Source organism: uncultured Winogradskyella sp. (assembly GCF_947498005.1).
Lineage (GTDB): Bacteria > Bacteroidota > Bacteroidia > Flavobacteriales > Flavobacteriaceae > Winogradskyella.
In genome coordinates this window covers 122219-142178 of the sequence record NZ_CANMIW010000006.1, presented here as the reverse complement: position 1 = coordinate 142178, position 19960 = coordinate 122219, and the positions used below count along the sequence as shown (strand labels likewise).

Here is a 19960-nt window from a genome sequence, read left to right as displayed (position 1 = left end):
CTTTTTTTAATTCTCCTAAGGTAATTTGTAATGAGAATGTTCGGCTGGGTAAAATCCTTAGTTTTTCAAAGCAAAAACCTTAGTTGTGTCAGTTAAATGTCCTTTAAATTTATTCACAATAATTTTGACTATCAAAACATTAACTCAAATTATTTGTGGGATTTAGACCACGTGCATCTAATTTCTTTTATTGGTATTGGTTTGTTAAAATCGTCGATAAAGTGTTAATCCATTAAACCTCTCTTTCAATGAAAAATCGTTTGACTGTTTTTTTTATTTTTCTAATAGCTCTGAACTTGCAGGCGCAGGAGCTTCCTAATGTTATTCCTCCGTCTCCAGAGGCTTCTTCATTAATATCGTATTCCCAAACTCAAGTATCTCCATATACTGGGTTGCCAAGTATTCAAATTCCATTTCATTCTATTAATTATAAAGGTGTCTCGATCCCTATAAGTTTAACATATAATTCTGGCGGAGTTAAAGTGGAAGATATTGCTTCTTGGGTAGGTTTAGGATGGAATCTTAATGCAGGAGGTTTGGTCTCCAGAACTATAAATTGGCTGCCAGATAATTCTCCAAATGGATATATGAATACAACGTATACTTTAGAACATTTCGCTGATAATCCTGATACAACCGAATATTGTTGTAATTCAAATGAACAAACTGCTCAACTGTTATCATATATATCTGATCAAAGGGATTACGAGCCAGACGAGTTTAATTATTCTATACCTGGGTATTCAGGTACGTTTTATTATGATCAAACGGATGATAAATTTATACAAGTGCCATATACCAATGTTAATATTGAAATGATTGAGCAAAATGGCAGAATAAATGGGTTTATAATTAATACGCCAGATGGTATAAGATACCATTTTGGCGGTTCAGCAGCCTATAGAGAGAAAACACAGAGTGTTAAAAGTATGACGCATACTCAAAACGGAATATTTGAAAATACGGCGAGCCTGTATGCGTCAAATAATCCCTATAACCAAAGTTGGCTGTTGCATCATATTGAGTTCCCTTCATCTAGCGAGACAATAGATTTTATATACGGTGTGGAGGCTGATGTAAAAACAATAGTGCGACAAGATGAAGAATTGATTTTAAATTTGGGGTCAGGCTGTCCTGAAGAATATAATATTAATTATGCCGAAAGAAAATTTACTCAACCAAGACTTCAAGAAATTATTTTTCCCTCAGGAAGGGTTCTATTTGTAAAAGGAACTACTGAGAGAACGGACTTGAAGAACTCATATCCTTTGGATAAAATTGTTTTGTATGATAATAATGACGCTTATGTCAAAGGGATTAATTTACATCATTCTCAATCTCTTTGTTCATCAGGGAGTACTTATAATATGCCATTTTTTGCGTTATCAGATAATACAGAGGCGGAATACCGCTTAAAATTAGATGCTGTGTCCCTTGTAGACGAAAATGATAATGAAGAGGCTAGATATACTTTAGAGTATAATACTCAGAAATTACCACAACGTTATTCAAGGTCCATAGACTATTTTGGTTATTACAATGGGCAACAGAATGCGGATTTAATTCCTAAGGCTAGACATAGACCTTCTGTGCCAACGGGATTGATAGGGAATGCTAATAGGATGGTGCAACCTAATTTTACTCAAGCAGAAACCCTTACCAAAATAATATTGCCTACAGGAGGGTCAGAAGAGTTTGTTTGGGAGAATAATAGTGCAAGCTTATTTGAAAATAATATTCCAACATTTCAGGATTATCAGGAGGAAACAGCTTTTTTTCTTCAAAACTCTTCCTTGTTCGCAGATTCTGATGTGAATGTCGATTATTCCAAAACGTTTACAGTAGATCCAAATAGCGATGGATGGGTTAGTTTTCTAATTAATATGTCAGGGTGTAATGGACCTAATTTAAGTGATACAAATTGCGATTTTACTCTTAAGCTAGTTGGAATATCGACTCAATTGAATGAGCCAATTCTACAAAATTCATTTAATAAACAGCTTTTACCTGGGCAAACTTATAAAATTACAGCAAAATCTGTCAATGGTTCTAATTGCGATCCTTTTACAGACCCAAGTTGTTCTGCAATGCAAGGGTTACTGGATGTAATTTGTAAATATAATGTAGATCCTACTCCTGGAGAATATCTGTTTGGAGGCTTGCGAATTGCAGAAATAAATGCTTACGATTATTTAGCCACAATACCAGCATCGTCTCGTAGTTTTGATTATACCTTTCACGACGACCATGCGTCACCAAATCAAACTAGTGGAATGGTTATTAGTTTGCCTATTAATTCTATAGATAATTATAAGGCAGTTTGCAGTGGTAATGTTAGCAATGGAACAATTAAGATAAATTCTAACGCTCCATTATTTAAGATAAATGGTAGTAGTTACATAGGGTATACTAATGTTACAGAAATTACAGCATCAGGGGTAAATACTAATGGTTATAAAGAATATGAGTATTCAAATGAATTTTTAAGTAATATTTACCCATATAGTAATACTTATTATAATTCACCTTTTCCCTCTGTAAACAATAAATCTATTTTGCCTAATTGGAGAAATGGTAACCTATTAAAATTAAGTCACTATGATAAAGTGGGTTCAAAAGTTAAGGAACAGTTATATGAATACGAGGTAGCGAATACATTTCATAAACCTTCTACAGAGTTTGCTATTCAGGTTTATAGAATGCCAGATAACGGTTTAGGAAATAATCTTTACGTAAGGTATTATGGTTATACTACAGAGTGGCAGCGTATAAAACATCAAACTACCACAGATTATCTAAGTAATGGTGATGTAACCACTTCGGTTGATTATTTTTATGATAATAATCCACTTTTAGCATCTGAAGTAAATAGTCATAATAGTAATGAAACATTGACTAATGTTCTTACTTATTACCCAGAAGATGTAACAAGTCTCTCTTCGTTAGGTGAGTCATTGACCACTCAAGAAAAATCGGCTATAGATTTATTAAAAACTCCCACACTATCAAATACTAATGGACAGCATCGTATAGCTATGCCATTACAAACAAAAACAACAGTTAAGGATCTCAACGGAACAGTTTTGTCACAAAACACAACGAGAACAAACTACAAAGATTGGGGAGCAGGAGTTATAGAGCCAGAATTCATTCAAACTTCAAAAGCAGATAATCTGTTGGAAAATAGAATTGAATTTAAGGATTATGACTCAGACGGTAATATTCTACAAGTAAAAAAGTCAGATGGCATGGATATAACTTATATCTATGGTTATGGTAACAGTCTGCCAGTTGCAAAGATAGAAAATGCAACGTATTCACAAGTTTCAGGTCATGTAGCAAATATTCAATCCAAATCAAATTTAGACAATGATCATTGTCAAGACTCAGGTAGTTGTAATGAGAAAAATTTGCGAACAGCATTAAATGCGTTGAGGTCATCATTACCTGATGCTATGATAAGTACCTATACATATGATCCTTTAATAGGTGTTACCAGTATGACCGATCCTAATGGGAACATTGCATACTATGAATATGATGAGTTTAACCGATTAGTAAGAGTTAAAGACAAAGATGGTTATATACTGAACGAGAACAAATACCATTATTTTTTAAATAATTAAAAAACAAGAATCATATGAAAACTATATCACTATATAAATTAAATCTAATAACCTTTTGTTTTTTACTAGGTACTCTATTTTCATTTTCACAGAATGAGCATATAGACTGGTCAGCTCAAAGTTATTTAGTCGGTGTAAATGGAACAGAAGTAGAACTAAATAATAATTTAACCAAGCAAGGCACAAACTTTACTTGGGTGCAAAATGGGTATAATAACACCTCGGAAACTAGCAGTTTTAATATTTCACTGGTTACAGGAAACTGGAATACTTCAGATAACACAGGAGAAATTCAATATGATTTAACGACGGAAGATTCAACAGCAAGCTTAATAATCAATGGCAATGCAGAAGGCATTATTGTGGTTCTATCCATTAATGACGTAAATGAAATTGCAGCTGAGAGTTATACTTTTTACATTGAGTCACTTACTAATCTCTAAAACTAAAAGTTATGATAAATAATAAAAAGAAATATTTTTCAAAAATTAGCTTGGTATTGTTAGTACTTTTAGCATTTAGTTCATTAGGCTTTGCTCAAAACCTTACAGGCTCTGTTAGTGTTTTACCAAATTCAACAGAGACTTATACTTTTAACAATGGTATGTTTTATTCCTATGATGGATGGAATATCACAGGAGGATCTCTAGTTTCAAATACTGAATCTGGTACGTCTTACAGTGTCGTTGTTTCATGGGGTAGTTCAGGTTCGGGTTCAGTAGCATTTAAAGAAAAGAACGTTATAAAGGAAACCTTAGTGGTAACTATAGAGGATAATGCGCCAAGTTTAATTACCGAGCGAAACTATGTTCATAATACATCTCCTAGAACGCCAACAACAGATATAGATAATTTATTAGTAACAGAAAAGGTTGAAGCTATTAGTTATTTTGATGGCTTAGGAAGACCTGTGCAACAAGTGGCCATAAGAGCAGGAGGAAACCGTGAGGATATAATAACACACGTCGGTTATGATGAATTTGGTAGACAGGTAAAAGATTATTTACCTTATAGTTCTTCAACAGATATAGGGTCTTACAGACCAGATGGACTAACAGCAACTCATACGTATTACGATGCTCCAAAATATGAAGCAGATTTCCCGTCTATTTCGGCAGTAGATATAAATCCGTATTCAGAAAAAGAGTTTGATAACTCGCCACTGAATAGAGTGATGAAGCAAGCAGCACCAGGCGAAGATTGGAAACTAGGCAATAACCATGAAATAGAAATAGATTATTTAACTAATACCGCAACAGATGTGCGTTATTATAGTGTGAATTTAACGAAAAGTACAGATAGTACTGTTGTTACTTATAATCCAAGCCTAAATATGAGTGGTTATTATGGTGCTAACCAACTTTACAAAACTATAACTAAGGATGAAAATCACGATGGTACACCAACTAAAGATCACACCACTGAAGAGTTTAAAAACAAGCAAGGGCAAGTAATTTTAAAAAGAACTTATAATAATGAAACAAAGCACGATACGTATTACGTCTATGATGATTATGGAAATCTAACCTATGTTTTACCACCAAAATCAGAACCACACTCAGCTATGCCAGATGCCACAGAGCTTAGTGAACTTTGTTACCAATACAAATATGATAAACTAAACCGATTGGTAGAGAAGAAAATACCAGGCAAAGGATGGGAGTTTATAGTTTACAATAAATTAGATCAACCTATCTTAACCCAAGATGCCAATTTAGATAGTCAGAACAAATGGTTGTTTACTAAATACGATGTTTTTGGTAGAGTAGCATACACAGGTTTTATTACTAGCGGTAGTTCTAGAAGTTCATTACAAGCGGCAGCAAATGCAGTAAGTAATACACATGTTACTAAACAAAATACAAGTACTAACTTAGCAGGTACAACAATATATTATAATAATACAGGTTATCCAACCACAAATATTACTGAATTATACACCATCAATTACTATGATAATTATACCTTCGATAAGGTAGCTGGTAACTCAGAAACAGCCTATGGTATTACACCAACAACTGCTGTCACTGGTTTAGCGACAGGTAGTAAGGTGAGAGTTTTAGGTACAGATAGTTGGATTACTACAGTAAGCTATTATGACGATAATTCTAGACCTATCTACGTCTATAATAGAAACCTTTATTTAAATACCACAGACAAGGTTAAGAGTCAATTATTATGGGATGGAAGAGTAGTAGAAACGACAACAAGCCATACAAAATACGACATAAATAAAGTGACTTCTGTAACCACTATAGATAAATTTGAATACGACCATGCCAATAGGTTAGTCTCGCATAAGCAAAAGATTAATAATGCAGCCCTTGATGAAGTTATAATATCTAATATCTATGATGATTTAGGTCAATTAGAAGCGAAAGGCGTTGGAGGTAAAGAAAATGCTAAACGTTTGCAAGAAGTAGATTATAGCTATAATGTCAGAGGTTGGTTAAAAACAATAAATGATCCGTCAATAATAGGGAATGATCTCTTTGCATTTAAGCTTAATTATAATACAAAAGACCATGGTGGTAATGAGTTATATAATGGTAATATCTCAGAAACTGAATGGAAAACTAAGAACGATAATGTATTGAGATGGTATAAATACGATTATGATGACCTCAATAGAATTACCAGTGGTATAGCTAGTAATAATGACTATAGTTTAACCTCGGTTGGTTATGATAAAAACGGTAATATTACCGATTTAGCTAGACGAGGCCATACCGATGAAGCCGCAACAAGCTTTGATGTAATGGATGATTTAGTCTATACCTACGAAAACAAAAGTAATAGGTTAAAAAAAGTAATAGACAATGAAAATGGCACTTATGGTTTTAAAGATGGCTCTAACATTGCTACAGAGTACACCTATGATAGTAATGGCAATATGTTACGAGATTATAATAAAGGTATATCAACGGATATATTATACAACCATTTAAATTTACCAACTCAAGTTACATTGCCAGACGGAAGAATTGATTATATTTACGATGCCACAGGTGTAAAACAGAAGAAAATAGTGGAATCTGAAGCAGGTGAAATAATAACGACGTATGCTAGTAACTTAATCTATGAGAATGGAAGTTTAAAATTCATGTCTCATTCAGAGGGTTATGCGGAGCCTATTGAAGAACGGATACGTTCCTCAAGATCAAATAGTAATTCATTTAATAATAATACAACGGTAACAGTAACACCTAATTTTAAATATGTCTATCAATATAAAGACCACCTTTCAAATGTAAGACTTTCCTACTCAGATAGTAATAATGATGGCTCTGTAGATAGTTCTGAAATCATAGAAGAGAAAAACTACTATCCATTTGGGCTTGAACACAAAGGGTACAACAACATCGTGAGTGCCAATAGCAATAGTGCAGCACAGAAGTATAAGTACAATGGCAAGGAACTTAATGATGAGCTTGGGTTGGATTGGTATGACTATGGAGCAAGAAATTATGATGCAGCACTTGGTAGATGGTTTGTAATTGACCCAAAAGCTGGTAAATTTGATGATTTCAGTCCTTACCATTATGCCTACAATAGACCGACTTCGGTAATAGACCCAGATGGTCAAGAGAATATAGTCATAAGTGGTGGCGAATATGATAGTGACAGTAGATATAAATATAATTTTATAGAATCAGCTCTCAATCAATTAACAAGTTATGCTAAACAAGACGAGGCAACAACTTGGTTATTAGTAACTACAGGTTATTCTAAAAAAGACATCAAAAAGTTTAAAAAAGCAGCTAAAAAACTTGGAGTAAGTTTTGTGGGCGTTGATTCAAAAGAAGGGATATCTAACTACTTAAATTCGAAAAGTACTAGTGACGGTGACTTATCGGATGCAAGGACAGATGATAAGATAACAGATATTTCAGCCTTTGGACATGGATTAACAGGAAGTATGGAGTTTGGCTACGGACAAGAAGGAGCAGGCGTTCAAGATGGTTTAAGTTTTGGCATTAGTGATATTGCTGGATTAAATGCAGGAGCCTTTGATAATGCAACTATTTGCTTATTTACATGTAATGCAGCAACACCAACAGAAGGAGATGCTAGTAATACTGATGCTACCAATCCTGGTCTTTGGAGTTCTTTCGCAGGTCAGCTTGCTACACAAACAAACTCTAGTGTTTATGGGTATCAAGGAAGGTCTGATTATGCTAAAATGAATCAAGGAGAATCAACTTCTGCGAAAATAAATAGAAATTGGAACGGATTTAATACTGCAGGTAGTTACTCTTTGCCAACAGGAGGAACTCAAAGTAATGGAAAGCCATCAAAACTATGGCATTTTAACAAAAAGAAGAAGTCAGTAAAAGAATAAGAAATGAAGACAATAAAATTAATTATATGTATCGTGTTACTAAATACTCTTTTTGGTTGTAATAATAGAAATGATGGAATAGAAATTTCTGATTATTATAAAATATTTGAAAGCAGAGATAATTTTTATAAGAAAAAGGAAAAAGAGTTTGAAGGGTTCAAAGTAAATAATTCGTCAATTTCTAGTTTGATTAAATGCAATATGCCTTTTAGCTCTGCAAACAAATACGAACTAGCAATTCTATTTAATAATAAACTCGTTTATTTAGAAAGTGAAAGCGATAATATAAGAGTTCCAGAATCATTAAAAGAAGGAGATATAATTAATGTTAGCGTTTTATTTATAAGTGATGAATCTGTGTATAAATTGATTAATAAATATACTTTTTCATTGAAGAAAGATATTAAGTATTACTACTTAACATTTTTACCAGATGGGAGTACAGACCAATTTATTATGATTCCATCAAGCGAGTACATTTCTTAAATTGATTACTTAATTTAAAACAAAGAGAAGCCACCTTTGACAAGGTGGTTTTTTATTGCGCCAGTTTTTGCACTTTACGGAGCAACATCTATTTAAAACTACAACAAAACTACGCCAATGTTTGCGCATTGGAGTTAATAGATATTAAGGCTTCTATTTTTAGATAAATAGAAGCCATTTCTATAATATTTGAGTTTCATTTCAAATAGAAAGTCGGTAATTTTTATGTTTTTAAAATATTAATTTAAAATAAGCTGGGAACGATATTTTTAAACATAGTTATCCTATAAATGCACATTTGTTAAACGCTTTATTGGTAATAACTCTATTGGCTTTGGCTTCTGCAATTTGGTTTTTAAAGTAGTCCTTGTCAGGTAATTTTCCGTTTATAACTTCCATAGGATATAAGCCATATAAATCTGCAGGATGTCGCTCAAAATTATAATATTGAACAAATCGTTCAAGACTATCCAAATGGTTTTTAACGGTTCTTGAAATCTGTCCTTTTAAAAATTCAGTTTTATAAATACTATGCGTGCTTTCTGCCATAGAATTAGATAGGGGGAAATCGTTAGTTCTAGCAGTAATTTTAGAAACCACAGGAGGCGCATTAAAATGGTTTACCCAAGTGGTAAAGTGGCCTTTGTTTTCAGACCCTCCATCAGTTAAAATATTGATGGGTTTATTTGTGTTACATAAATCATATTTTTCAAAAGCTTCTTTAAAGAGTTTTGTTATAAACTTACTATCCGCTTTTTTAGAAACAGATGCATAATGTAGAATAGCTTTCGAAAAATTATCTTTGACAAAAGCTACTTTTTGCATGCCATCTTCTAAGGTTGGTACTAAAGTAATATCTACATGTAACCACTCAAAAACACGGGTAGCTCTAAGTCCTTTTCTTGGTGGTATTTTGGTTTTTTTAGATTTTCTATAGCCTAAAGCTTTGGCATATTTGCTAAAGGTAGATTTTCCGCAAGACACTAATTCATTGCGCAAAGCATGATAATATAAGGTTACTTTAGTTTTACCAAAGTGCTTTGGGTCTTTAATAAGTTGTTCAATAGCATTAGTTTCTTCAAAGCTTAACTGATTAGGATGCTTTTTAAAACATTTATTGAAAATGTTTAGCGAACAATTAATTTTTCGTTTTTCACGATAGTACCAGTCACTAGATACACCATAAAATTTGCAAGCTCGTTGTGTTTTTATTTTGGTTAAATTAATGATACTGTCTATTGAGTTAACAACGTAACTCGCATTCTGTTTTTGTAGTTGTTTGTTTTTGCCAACAGTTTTAAGAATTTGATGATAGCCGTCGCTTACTCTAATCATTAATCTAATTGCTTTTTTTAATTGCTGTCGTTCAATCGTTTTTTTGATGTCTTCTATATCATTTGTAAATGGGAGTACCCAATGATCAAAATCGTAATGCTTGTTTTTGTTCTTTTTCCAATGTTGTAAGGTGCGTTTAGGTATTTTATCTAGTTGCTGTTTACTTAATAATCCTTTGGTGTAAAAAAGAGGAATTAAAGGATGGTAATTACGTTTGTAAAGGTTTTCTATCATGTGAAGTGTTAACCTATAGATAAAATGGTTTTTAGGATTAAGGTTTTTGCTTAGTTTGTCTAAGCTAAAACCTTAGTTTTTTAAATAGCATAAGGTGTAACTTTAATGAATAAATACGCTGTTAAATTTTTTTGTTATGTCTAAAAAGTTACTTGTTTTTTTTGTTTTAACTATTCTGTTTAGTTGTGAAGAGCTCATAGAAGTAGAAGATATTTCTAATGAAGTAGTTGATGTATTAGCACCTGTAGATAATGTATCAGTAGAAGATACAACTGTAAATTTTACATGGGAGGCTTTAGATTTTGCAGAAACATATCAGTTACAAATAGCTAACCCTAGTTTTATTGAGGCAGAAGGAATTTTAGAAGACACATTAATAAGTGCTACTAACTTTACCAAAACACTGTCTATCGGTACTTATCAATGGCGAATAAAAGCTATTAATTCTGGCTACCAAACACTTTACTCAACTCAAAATTTAATAATTGAAGACTAAAAAGAAAACATACCTATTGTTGGTGCTTGTAGCAGCTGTATGGGCAACTATCGGTTTTAAGATTATTTCGGCTTTAAATCCAGAATTACCAGAAGTTAAGCAACAAGATTTTATAGCTAAATTAGATTATAAAGTTAATACCGCAATAGACACCTTTTCTATTGCAACCCAAAACAGAGATCCTTTTTTAGGAGCGTTATTTAAAAATGAACCCAAGAAAACGGCTATTAAAAAGAGAAGAGATGTTGAGTGGAAAAATATTACCTATCAAGGTATAATAAAGAGCGGTAAATCTAAACATCAGATATTTATTGTTAACATAGACGATGTTCAATATTTACTTAAAAAAGGACAAATTAAAGATAGTGTCACTCTGGTTTATGGCAACAGCAGGTATGTTAAAGTGCGTTATAAAAATCAATCAAAGAGATATAAATTAAAAAAATAGTGATGATAAAGCTTAAAGCAGGTTCGTTGCAGTTAGTTACATTTATTGTGGTAATTATTGCATTGCTATTATCTTCTTTTATTATTTTAATTCATGTTTATAAGCAATTTAGAATAAAAACAGATCATGCAATAGAATCTGTTGGGTTGGCAGATAGAGGTATTTCTCACTTACTTCAAAATGAGAGTCGGGTTTATGATACTATTTCAATACAACTTAATACCGATGATTATAAATCGGTAAAAGTACATAAGAGCTATTGGGGAACTTTTGAGAAAGTAATCTCTAAAGCGAAAATTAAAAGTTTGGAAGTAGAAAAAATCGCCCTCGTTGGGGCTAAAAGAGGAAAATTAAATGTGACAGCATTAATGCTTGTTGATAACAATAAGCCTATGGTTTTAGTTGGTAACACTAAAATAGAAGGTAGAGCTTTATTACCAAAGCGAGGAGTGAAACCAGGAAACATAGCAGGAGTATCCTATTATAATGGAAATTATATCTATGGAAATAGTTCTACTATTACGTCGTTTCCTAAAATAGATATGGATTTTTTAAGTTATTTAACAGCTATTAGTACAAGTAGTATTTTTAACAATAATAGTATTGAATATATTAATTTAAATGCTTCTAAAAAACATATAAATTCTTTTAGAAAGCCCCTAAAACTAATTTATAATAACTCAGAAATTGTACTTTCTGAAATAAGCATTGTTGGGCAAATTATAATTCAATCAGAATCTAAAATAACGGTAACCGAAACAGCAAAATTAACTGATATTATTTTAATTGCACCCAGGATTGTGGTTAAAAACAATGTTGTTGGGAGTTTTCAGGCATTTGCATCAGAGCATATTAACATAGAAAAAAATGTAAGATTAGAATATCCTTCTTCTCTCGTTTTGCACAATGATAATATAGAAGACGAGCCAAAGGATGCAAATTGGATTTTTATAGATGATTATTCCGAAATAAAAGGTAATGTTTTGGCCTTAGGAAAAAATACGTCTACAAACTACGATTCACAAATAAGAGTGAACCCTAATGCTATTATTAGAGGTGTTGTTTATTGTGAACAAAACCTAGAATTAAGAGGTACTGTTTTTGGGACGGTCTACACTGATAATTTTATTATAAAAGAAAAAGGATCTATATACCAAAACCATCTTTATAATGCCAGAATTAGTAGTTATGAGCTAGAATCGGAATTTGTGAGTTTTCCATTAGAAAAGTCAACTAAAGGAATTGCTAAATGGTTATACTGAGAAAAGTCAAGGCATCGACGTTAATAGAGACACTGGTTGCTACAGTATTGATTATGGTTATTTTTATGGTAGCAAGTATGATTTTAAATAATTTATTTTCTAGCAGCATTAAAAACAGTACAAGAGCTATAAATGCCAAATTAAATGAAACCGAATATTTGTATAAAAGTGCTAAAATAGAATTACCATTTTATGAGAATTATGAGAATTGGATTATTGTTGTTGAGTCTATTTCTAATTCGAGCTTCTATAGTATAACAGCTACTAATGAAACTACTAAAAAAGTTTTAGAAAAAGAAATTTATAAAAATGAAAACTAAGCTTAAAGCATTTACATTAAATGAAATGGTAATAGTGATGATTATTTCTACTATAGTTATTGGTCTAGCCTTTACTGTTTTGTCTATGGTACAAAGGCATATGTCGTCAATTCAAAAAAACTTTAGTTTAAAAACTGAATTTAATCATTTGGAACAAGCCTTATGGGTGGATTTTAATAAGTATAATTCAATAAGGTTTAATGAAAAAGAAAATGAGATAAAATTAAAAAACGAAATTGATTCTACTTTATATAGAATTACGCCAGACTTTGTCTTAAAAGATGAAGATACATTAAATATAAAGATAGATCAAACCTTGTTTTTTTTTAATGGTATTGAAGTGAGTAGAGGAAAGGTTGATGCGGTCAAAATAACATTATCAGAGCAGTTTAAAGATCAAAAAATATTTGTTTTTAAACGAAATGATGCATTCCAATTTATTAATTAGTGGCATTTCGGCTAGAAAATATAAATAAGCAAGATGTTGCCGTTAAAGGGCAAAAAAGTTCTCTATCTTTTTTAGAGAAAGAGGTTATTGTTTTTAAAAAACCGTTTTCTAATAAAATAAAAGAAGATTTTTATACCGAATTAAGTGTATTGCTTAATGCAGGTATTAGCCTAAAACAAGCATTAGACCTAATAAAGACATCTTATAAGAATAAAAAAAACAATTCAGAATTGCAATCTGTGATTGATGGTATTGTTGCTGGTCAAAGTTTGTCCAGTTCTATTAAAGATAGAAATAGGTTTTCGGACTACGAATATTATTCATTAAAAATAGGTGAAGAAACGGGAACCTTATCTAAAATCACTGAACAGTTAGGGGAATTTTACAATAGAAAAAATGAACAGCGAAAACACCTTATCAATGCTTTGACCTATCCGATAATTATCTTAACTACTGCGATTTTGGTAGTGGTTTTTATGCTGCAATTTGTGGTGCCTATGTTTGAAGATATTTTCAAGCAGCAAAATGTAGAGCTACCAGCTATTACAGTTTTTGTGGTTAATATATCAAGTTTTATTAATACTTATGGTTGGTTAATCTTAGTATTTTTTATGATAATGCTTTTGGCTAAAATGGTATTGAGTAAAAAAAAATGGTTCAAAAAATTAATGGACTCTATAGTTGCTAAGATTCCATTTGTTGGTAATTTCGTTGAAACGGTTTATTTGTCTCAATTTTCTCAAGCAATTTCTTTGTTGGCAGCATCAAAAGTCCCAATTGTTAAGAGCATAACTTTAGTTAAGCAAATGATTGATTTTTATCCATTGTCATATGCTTTAGAAAAAGTTGAGCAACAATTATTAATTGGAGATGCTTTAAGTGATTGTCTAGATCAACATAAGTTGTTTGACGCTAAAATGGTTGCTTTAGTTAAAGTGGCTGAGGAGACTAATCAGACAGAATTGATGTTCGAAAGGTTAAATATGCAATATAATTCTAAAGTTCAACAACGCTCAAAATTGTTATCTACAGTTATGGAGCCAATAATTATTTTATTTGTAGGCTTATTTGTAGGTTTTATTTTAATTGCAATGTATTTACCAATGTTTAAGCTAAGTAGTATTCTCGGTTAACCAGCACTTGAAATTATTTTCTTAATCTGATATATTAGAATTAAGTTGTCCCTAATGTTGTATCTCTTAAAACCAAAAAACCTGCAACATTCTAATAAATAGATAGTTACAGGTTTAGGTGGTGGTGCCTCCAGGAATCGAACCAGGGACACAAGGATTTTCAGTCCTTTGCTCTACCAACTGAGCTAAGGCACCAATTGCTTAATTAAGCGGGTGCAAATATAAATGCATTTTTATTATTCACAAAAAGAATTTACTAAAATTTCATTTTATAAATTTGTAAAATATAAAATACATATGAATCTTATTGTAGATGTGGGAAATACGTACGTTAAGTTTGCTGTTTTTAATAGCAAAAATTTAATGTGTAAACTGAGTTTTGAGCTGAATGAGTTCAAAAAACAATATAAAAAGCTCAAAAAAAGTTACCCAAAAGTAGATAATGCCATTATTTCATCGGTTGGTTTTTTGTCAAAAACTGATATTGAAGTTATAAAAACTGATATGCCAGTTATTGAACTTAGCTCAAGGACAAAAATGCCATATAAGAATAGGTATGCTACACCTCAAACTTTAGGTGTAGATCGTATGGCTTTGGCTAGTGCTTCTGCAGATCAGTTTCCTAATAATAATGTTTTAATTATAGATGCTGGTACATGCATAACTTACGATTTTGTAAATACAGATAATGAATATTTGGGTGGTGCAATTTCTCCAGGAATAAGGTTGCGTTATAAAACTTTAAATAATTTAACAGCAAACCTTCCATTGTTAGATTCTAAAATGCCAGAAAATATTATTGGTGACTCCACAGAATCATCAATTCATTCTGGTGTCATTTTCGGAGTAATTAAGGAAATAGATGGAATAATTGATCAATATATGGCTGATTATTCGGATTTAACAGTTATTTTAACAGGAGGAGATACCAAATTTTTGTCAAACCAATTAAAAAATACCATATTTGCGAATTCAAATTTTCTTTTGGAAGGTTTGGATTTTATACTCGAATATAATTCAAAATAATGATAAAACGATTCATTGTAATTTGTATTACAATTATTAGTTCTTCTGTTTTTTCTCAACAAGGAACAGGTTCTCCATATTCATTTTATGGAATTGGGAGTTTAAAGTTTAGAGGTACAGTTGAAAACCGAAGCATGGGAGAAATGGGAGTTTACTTGGATAGTATTCATTTGAATTTAAGAAATCCTGCTTCTTACGCTGGCAAAAATATTGACGCTAATCCCTTCAACGGAGAAAGTAGACCAATTAAATTTTCTGTAGCTGGTACGGCCTCTAATAGTACTTTAAATAGCGATTCTGAAAAAGCTAAAACAAACAGTACAATTTTTGATTATCTAGCTCTATCTATTCCAATAGGTAAGTTTGGTGTTGGGTTTGGTATATTGCCTTATACATCTGTAGGTTACAGATTAAATGATGTTGATGATGATGGTGATGTATTAAATCGTTATAATGGTGAAGGCGGAATTAATAAGGTTTTTGGAGGCTTAGGGTATCAGGTAACGGATAAACTAAGTATTGGTGTGGATTTTAACTATAATTTTGGTAATATTCAGAATACGGCAGTAGAAATAGCATATACGAACGAAGGAACTATTGCTCAGTATCAAACTAGAGAATTCAATAGATCGGATTTACGAGGATTAAACTTAAATTTTGGTTTAGCTTATAAAACCATGATTACGGATAAATTAGAATTGTCTACAACAGCAACATACGCTCCAGGGAGTGAGTTGCAATCTGAAAATGAAAGAACGTTTTCAACAGTGACCTTAGATACCGAATATAATGTCACTAGGATTTCGAATGTTATTGAAGCTGATTTAGAAGCTGAGAATCTTAAAAATACAGAGCTTACCTTACCTTCTCGTTTTACGTTTGGAGCAGGAGTTGGTCAACCAAAATCTTGGTTTGTAGGAGCAGAATATACATTTTTAAATACTAGTGAATTTTCTAATCCCGTTTTTTCTGATACATCAACAACCTATCAAGATGGTTCTCAATTTTCACTTGGAGGATTCTATATTCCTAAGTATAATGCTTTCTCGGGTTATTTTAATCGTGTAGTTTATAGAGCAGGAGTTAAATTTGAAAACACAGGTTTAGTTATAAAAGATGAGCCAATAAATGAGTTTGGCATATCTTTTGGACTAGGTTTACCAGTTGGAGCTCGAAATTTGTTTTCTAATGCTAATTTAGGTTTAGAATTTGGAAGAAGAGGAACAACAGAGAAAAATTTAATCTTAGAGAATTTTGTAAACTTTAATGTTAGTTTATCTTTAAACTCTAGATGGTTTCAACAAAAAAAGTATTACTAATAAAATTAACTTAAAAATGAAAACGAGAATTACAATACTGGTATTAGCCCTTTTTATGAGTGTTAACTTGAGCTTTGCTCAAGATGATAGCCAGGAAGAATGCATGACGAATCTTTCGCTTTTTGACGGTTACGTAAAAAGTAAAAAATATGATGATGCCTATGGTCCTTGGAAAATAGTAAGAGAAATGTGCCCTAAATTTAATAGAGCGATTTATGCACATGGAGAAAAAATCTTAACACATAAAATTAAAAACTCTACAGGTGAAGAGCAAGTGGCTCATATCAATGATTTAATGTTATTACACGATCAAAGTAGAGAGCATTTTGAGTCTAAATATGATCTTGCAGACGTTTTGGTTGATAAGGCGAATTTAGCTTATAAGTACAAGAAAGAATTGAATAAGACTGATGAGCAAGTATATGCTATGTTTGATGAAGCTTACACAAAGGATGCTAAAAACTTTAGTGACGCTAAAGGATTATATTCTTACTTTTCATTAGCAGTAGATTTATATGATACACAAAAACTTACAGCGCAGCAGATGTTTGATAAGTATGATGATGTAAACGAAATTATTGAAGGAATTATTGAGTCTAATACAGTTAAGTTAAATAAGTATGCGGCTAAAGAAGAAGCAGGAGGAACACTAACTAAAAAAGAGGCTAATCGTAAAGCAAGTTACGAATCTTACATTAATGCTTTTGAAACTAAAATTCTACCAAGTATGGATCAAAAACTTGGTGAAAGAGCAACATGTGAAGTTTTAATACCTTTATATGAAAAGGATTTTGAAGAAAATAAAGAGAATGGGGTTTGGTTACAACGTGCAATGAATAGAATGTATGCTAAAGGATGTAAAGAAGATCCATTATTCTTAAAATTAGTACAACAGAAAAATACTATTGAGCCTAGTGCAGATACGGCATATTACTTATATGTATTAACTGGTGAGCAAAAATACGTAGATCAAACAATTGCTTTATCTACAGATCCTTTAAAAAAGGCAAAATTATATAAAGGTTTAGCACAACAATTAAAGGCTAAGGGAAGTTATAGTAGAGCAAGACAGTATTACATGGAGGCTTTAAAATTAAATCCTTCGGATGGATCACCTTATTTGGCTATAGCAGCAATGTATGCTAAAAGTGCAAATAACTGTGGAGATACCAACTTTAATAAAAGAGCTGTATTTTGGTTAGCAGCTAATGAAGCTGAAAAAGCTGGTAGAGTTGATGGTAGATTAAGATCTGCAGCAGCTAAAACAGCAGCAAGTTATAGAGCAAGTGCGCCATCTAAATCAGATATATTTTCTTGTAGCTGTTCAGGTACTGTAATTAAAATAGGATGTTGGATAGGTCGCTCAGTAACGGTTCCAAAAGTTTAATGACAAAACAAAAATTACATATTATTAAAAACTTAGTCACAGCAATTGTTGTGACTTTGTTTTTTTCGTGTACCAACGACTTTAACGAGGTTCAAAAGGTTGGTGTACACCAAAATCAACCTGTTGGTAAAGCGAATAATATAGATTTAAAATACACGAAATTTGTTGATGATACCGTTAAGTTGATAGCCAATTTGTTAAGTCCTAAAATGTTAGATTACTCCAATAGAGCGTTTGGTTTTTCAGAATTTCCTGAAGGTATAGAATTAAGAACTTATGATGACGACGGTAATCGTACAACTATAACCTCTAATTACGCCATACACTATCCAGATACTAATATCATCGATTTACAAGGTGATGTAAGGATTGTAACATCCGAAAAAGACACTTTGTTTACAGAACAGCTATACTATAATCAGAAGTTAGAGTGGTTGTTTACAAATGAACCATGGAAATACGGAACATTACATGGTATAGGATTTGATTCTGATAAAAATTTCGAGAATTTTCAAATGTTAGAAATGGGTGGCGAGTTTGAGCTTGATAATTAACTATCTTTGATTAATAAATATTTTGAATAATTAATAAATGAAAATTCTAAAATTTTTTCAATACGCTTATATTGTTTTAGCAGTGCTTTTTCTATGGGATGCTGTATCTAACTGGTCAGTAGCTAGAAATAGATCTTATACATCATTGTTTTTTGTGGTGTTAATATTATTTGTCTTTTTTTTTAGAAGACGCTTTAGTAAAAAGATTGAAGACCGAAATAAAAAGTAATATATGACTCTAGATATAGTCATTATTATATCAACACTTATTCTTTCAGCCTTCTTTTCGGGTATGGAAATTGCTTATGTGTCTGCTAATAAAATTCATATTGAATTAGAGAAAAAACAAGGCGATTTTTTAGGTAAAATTTTAGGGAAACTTACAGCAAGACCATCAAAGTATATTGCCACAATGCTTATCGGTAATAACATTGCATTGGTAATCTATGGTTTTAAAATGGGGGAAGTTTTGGTGCATTGGTTTGAGTCCTTGTTACCATCAGATAATACAGCAGTAACCTATTTATTAACAGATTTACAGCTGCTAACCCAAACTATAATTTCTACTATTGTAATTTTGGTAACAGCAGAGTTTTTACCCAAAGTGTTTTTTCAGATTTATTCTAATTCATTATTGAAGGTATTGGCACTTCCAACGTACATATTTTATATATTGTTTTCTTGGATTTCTGATTTCGTAATATGGATTTCAGATGCAGTTTTAAAATATATCTTTAAAACCGAAGGAGAAGATGTGGTATTGGCAATGACCAAAGTAGAACTTGGTAACTACATTAGTGAGCAAATGGAATCGGTAGAAGATCATGATGACGTAGATAGTGAGATTCAAATTTTTCAGAATGCCTTAGAATTTTCGGATGTAAAAGCGAGAGAGGTCATGGTGCCGCGTACAGAGATAACCGCTGTTGATATCTCAGAGTCTTTAGAAAACTTAAGACAATTGTTTATTGACACAGGTAGAACCAAAATTATTGTTTATAAAGACAATATAGATGATATTTTAGGATATGTACATTCCTTTGAATTGTTTAAAAAACCTAAATCTATCAAGTCCATTATTATACCTGTAGGATTTGTACCAGAAACTATTTTTATAAAAGATGTTCTAAATATTTTAAATAAGAAACGTAAAAGTATGGCGGTAGTCATTGATGAGTATGGCGGAACATCTGGTATAATGACAGTTGAGGATATTATTGAAGAGCTATTTGGTGAAATTGAAGATGAGCACGATACTATTGAGATGATTGAAGAACAAATAGATGAATCTACCTATAAATTTTCAGCAAGGCTTGAAGTAGATTACATTAATGAAACCTATAAATTAAATCTGCCAGAAAGTGAAAACTATGAAACTTTAGGCGGTTTAATAGTTAATGCAACGGAAGAAATACCACAAGAAAAAGACGATGTTCAAATCGGTAATTTTAAATTCACAATTACAGAAGTTTCGTCAACCAAGATAGATGAGGTTGAGCTAAAAGTGCTCGATGTAGATTAATAGATTAGTAACACTTATAAAA

The 19960-nt window shown here is 31.8% G+C and carries 17 protein-coding genes and 1 tRNA gene; 16 read left to right on the top strand and 2 right to left on the bottom strand.

Annotation, left to right across the window (positions count from 1 at the left end; translation table 11 throughout):
- Window positions 1-248 precede the first annotated feature (248 nt).
- The 4 genes from Q0891_RS12170 to Q0891_RS12155 are packed head-to-tail and all read left to right on the top strand — an operon-like array spanning window position 249 to window position 8454.
- A complete protein-coding gene (locus tag Q0891_RS12170; protein WP_299101960.1) occupies window positions 249-3626 on the top strand; it encodes an RHS repeat domain-containing protein in 3378 nt (1125 codons plus the stop codon).
- Between the two features lie 14 nt (window positions 3627-3640).
- The gene (locus Q0891_RS12165; protein ID WP_299101958.1) at window positions 3641-4069 is read left to right on the top strand and encodes a hypothetical protein; all 429 of its coding nucleotides are present in this window, start codon (window positions 3641-3643) and stop codon (window positions 4067-4069) included.
- 11 nt (window positions 4070-4080) lie between these two features.
- Complete coding sequence (locus Q0891_RS12160; protein ID WP_299101956.1) at window positions 4081-7968, top strand: DUF6443 domain-containing protein; 3888 nt, start codon at window positions 4081-4083, stop codon at window positions 7966-7968.
- A gap of 3 nt (window positions 7969-7971) precedes the next feature.
- Complete coding sequence (locus tag Q0891_RS12155) at window positions 7972-8454, top strand: hypothetical protein (protein WP_299101954.1); 483 nt, start codon at window positions 7972-7974, stop codon at window positions 8452-8454.
- A 279-nt stretch (window positions 8455-8733) separates the two neighbouring features.
- Here Q0891_RS12155 and Q0891_RS12150 read toward each other — a convergent pair whose 3' ends face one another.
- Window positions 8734-10023: a hypothetical protein gene (locus tag Q0891_RS12150; RefSeq protein ID WP_299101952.1), complete on the bottom strand. Its 1290-nt coding sequence runs from the start codon at window positions 10021-10023 to the stop codon at window positions 8734-8736.
- Between the two features lie 136 nt (window positions 10024-10159).
- Here Q0891_RS12150 and Q0891_RS12145 point away from each other — a divergent pair, with 136 nt between their 5' ends.
- From Q0891_RS12145 to Q0891_RS12120, 6 genes are all read left to right on the top strand, one after another.
- A complete protein-coding gene (locus tag Q0891_RS12145) occupies window positions 10160-10519 on the top strand; it encodes a hypothetical protein (protein ID WP_299101950.1) in 360 nt (119 codons plus the stop codon).
- Window positions 10509-10967, top strand: coding sequence for a hypothetical protein (locus Q0891_RS12140; protein ID WP_299101949.1), 459 nt, complete (start codon window positions 10509-10511; stop codon window positions 10965-10967). Before Q0891_RS12145 ends, Q0891_RS12140 begins: the two co-directional genes overlap by 11 nt.
- Window positions 10968-10969: 2 nt before the next feature.
- The gene (locus Q0891_RS12135) at window positions 10970-12229 is read left to right on the top strand and encodes a hypothetical protein (RefSeq protein ID WP_299101947.1); all 1260 of its coding nucleotides are present in this window, start codon (window positions 10970-10972) and stop codon (window positions 12227-12229) included.
- 77 nt (window positions 12230-12306) lie between these two features.
- A complete protein-coding gene (locus tag Q0891_RS12130) occupies window positions 12307-12549 on the top strand; it encodes a hypothetical protein (RefSeq protein WP_299101945.1) in 243 nt (80 codons plus the stop codon).
- A complete protein-coding gene (locus tag Q0891_RS12125) occupies window positions 12539-12997 on the top strand; it encodes a hypothetical protein (protein WP_299101943.1) in 459 nt (152 codons plus the stop codon). The genes Q0891_RS12130 and Q0891_RS12125 overlap by 11 nt, the downstream gene beginning before the upstream one ends.
- On the top strand, window positions 12997-14130 hold the full coding sequence (locus Q0891_RS12120) for a type II secretion system F family protein (RefSeq protein ID WP_299101941.1): 1134 nt from the start codon (window positions 12997-12999) through the stop codon (window positions 14128-14130). Before Q0891_RS12125 ends, Q0891_RS12120 begins: the two co-directional genes overlap by 1 nt.
- Before the next feature lie 119 nt (window positions 14131-14249).
- Here Q0891_RS12120 and Q0891_RS12115 read toward each other — a convergent pair.
- A tRNA-Phe gene (locus tag Q0891_RS12115) sits at window positions 14250-14325 on the bottom strand.
- A 102-nt stretch (window positions 14326-14427) separates the two neighbouring features.
- Between Q0891_RS12115 and Q0891_RS12110 the strand changes: the two genes are divergently transcribed.
- From Q0891_RS12110 to Q0891_RS12085, 6 genes are read left to right on the top strand one after another with little or no spacing between them, the layout of a single operon-like run.
- Window positions 14428-15156 (top strand): type III pantothenate kinase, encoded by a 729-nt coding sequence (locus tag Q0891_RS12110; protein ID WP_299101939.1) that lies wholly within the window; start codon window positions 14428-14430, stop codon window positions 15154-15156.
- Complete coding sequence (locus Q0891_RS12105) at window positions 15156-16475, top strand: hypothetical protein (protein ID WP_299101938.1); 1320 nt, start codon at window positions 15156-15158, stop codon at window positions 16473-16475. Before Q0891_RS12110 ends, Q0891_RS12105 begins: the two co-directional genes overlap by 1 nt.
- Before the next feature lie 16 nt (window positions 16476-16491).
- The gene (locus tag Q0891_RS12100) at window positions 16492-17862 is read left to right on the top strand and encodes a tetratricopeptide repeat protein (RefSeq protein WP_299101936.1); all 1371 of its coding nucleotides are present in this window, start codon (window positions 16492-16494) and stop codon (window positions 17860-17862) included.
- Window positions 17862-18416, top strand: coding sequence for an LPS export ABC transporter periplasmic protein LptC (lptC, locus tag Q0891_RS12095; protein WP_299101934.1), 555 nt, complete (start codon window positions 17862-17864; stop codon window positions 18414-18416). Before Q0891_RS12100 ends, lptC begins: the two co-directional genes overlap by 1 nt.
- Window positions 18417-18453: 37 nt before the next feature.
- A complete protein-coding gene (locus tag Q0891_RS12090; RefSeq protein WP_299101933.1) occupies window positions 18454-18645 on the top strand; it encodes a hypothetical protein in 192 nt (63 codons plus the stop codon).
- Between the two features lie 3 nt (window positions 18646-18648).
- Window positions 18649-19938 (top strand): hemolysin family protein, encoded by a 1290-nt coding sequence (locus Q0891_RS12085; protein WP_299101931.1) that lies wholly within the window; start codon window positions 18649-18651, stop codon window positions 19936-19938.
- Window positions 19939-19960: the final 22 nt, after the last annotated feature.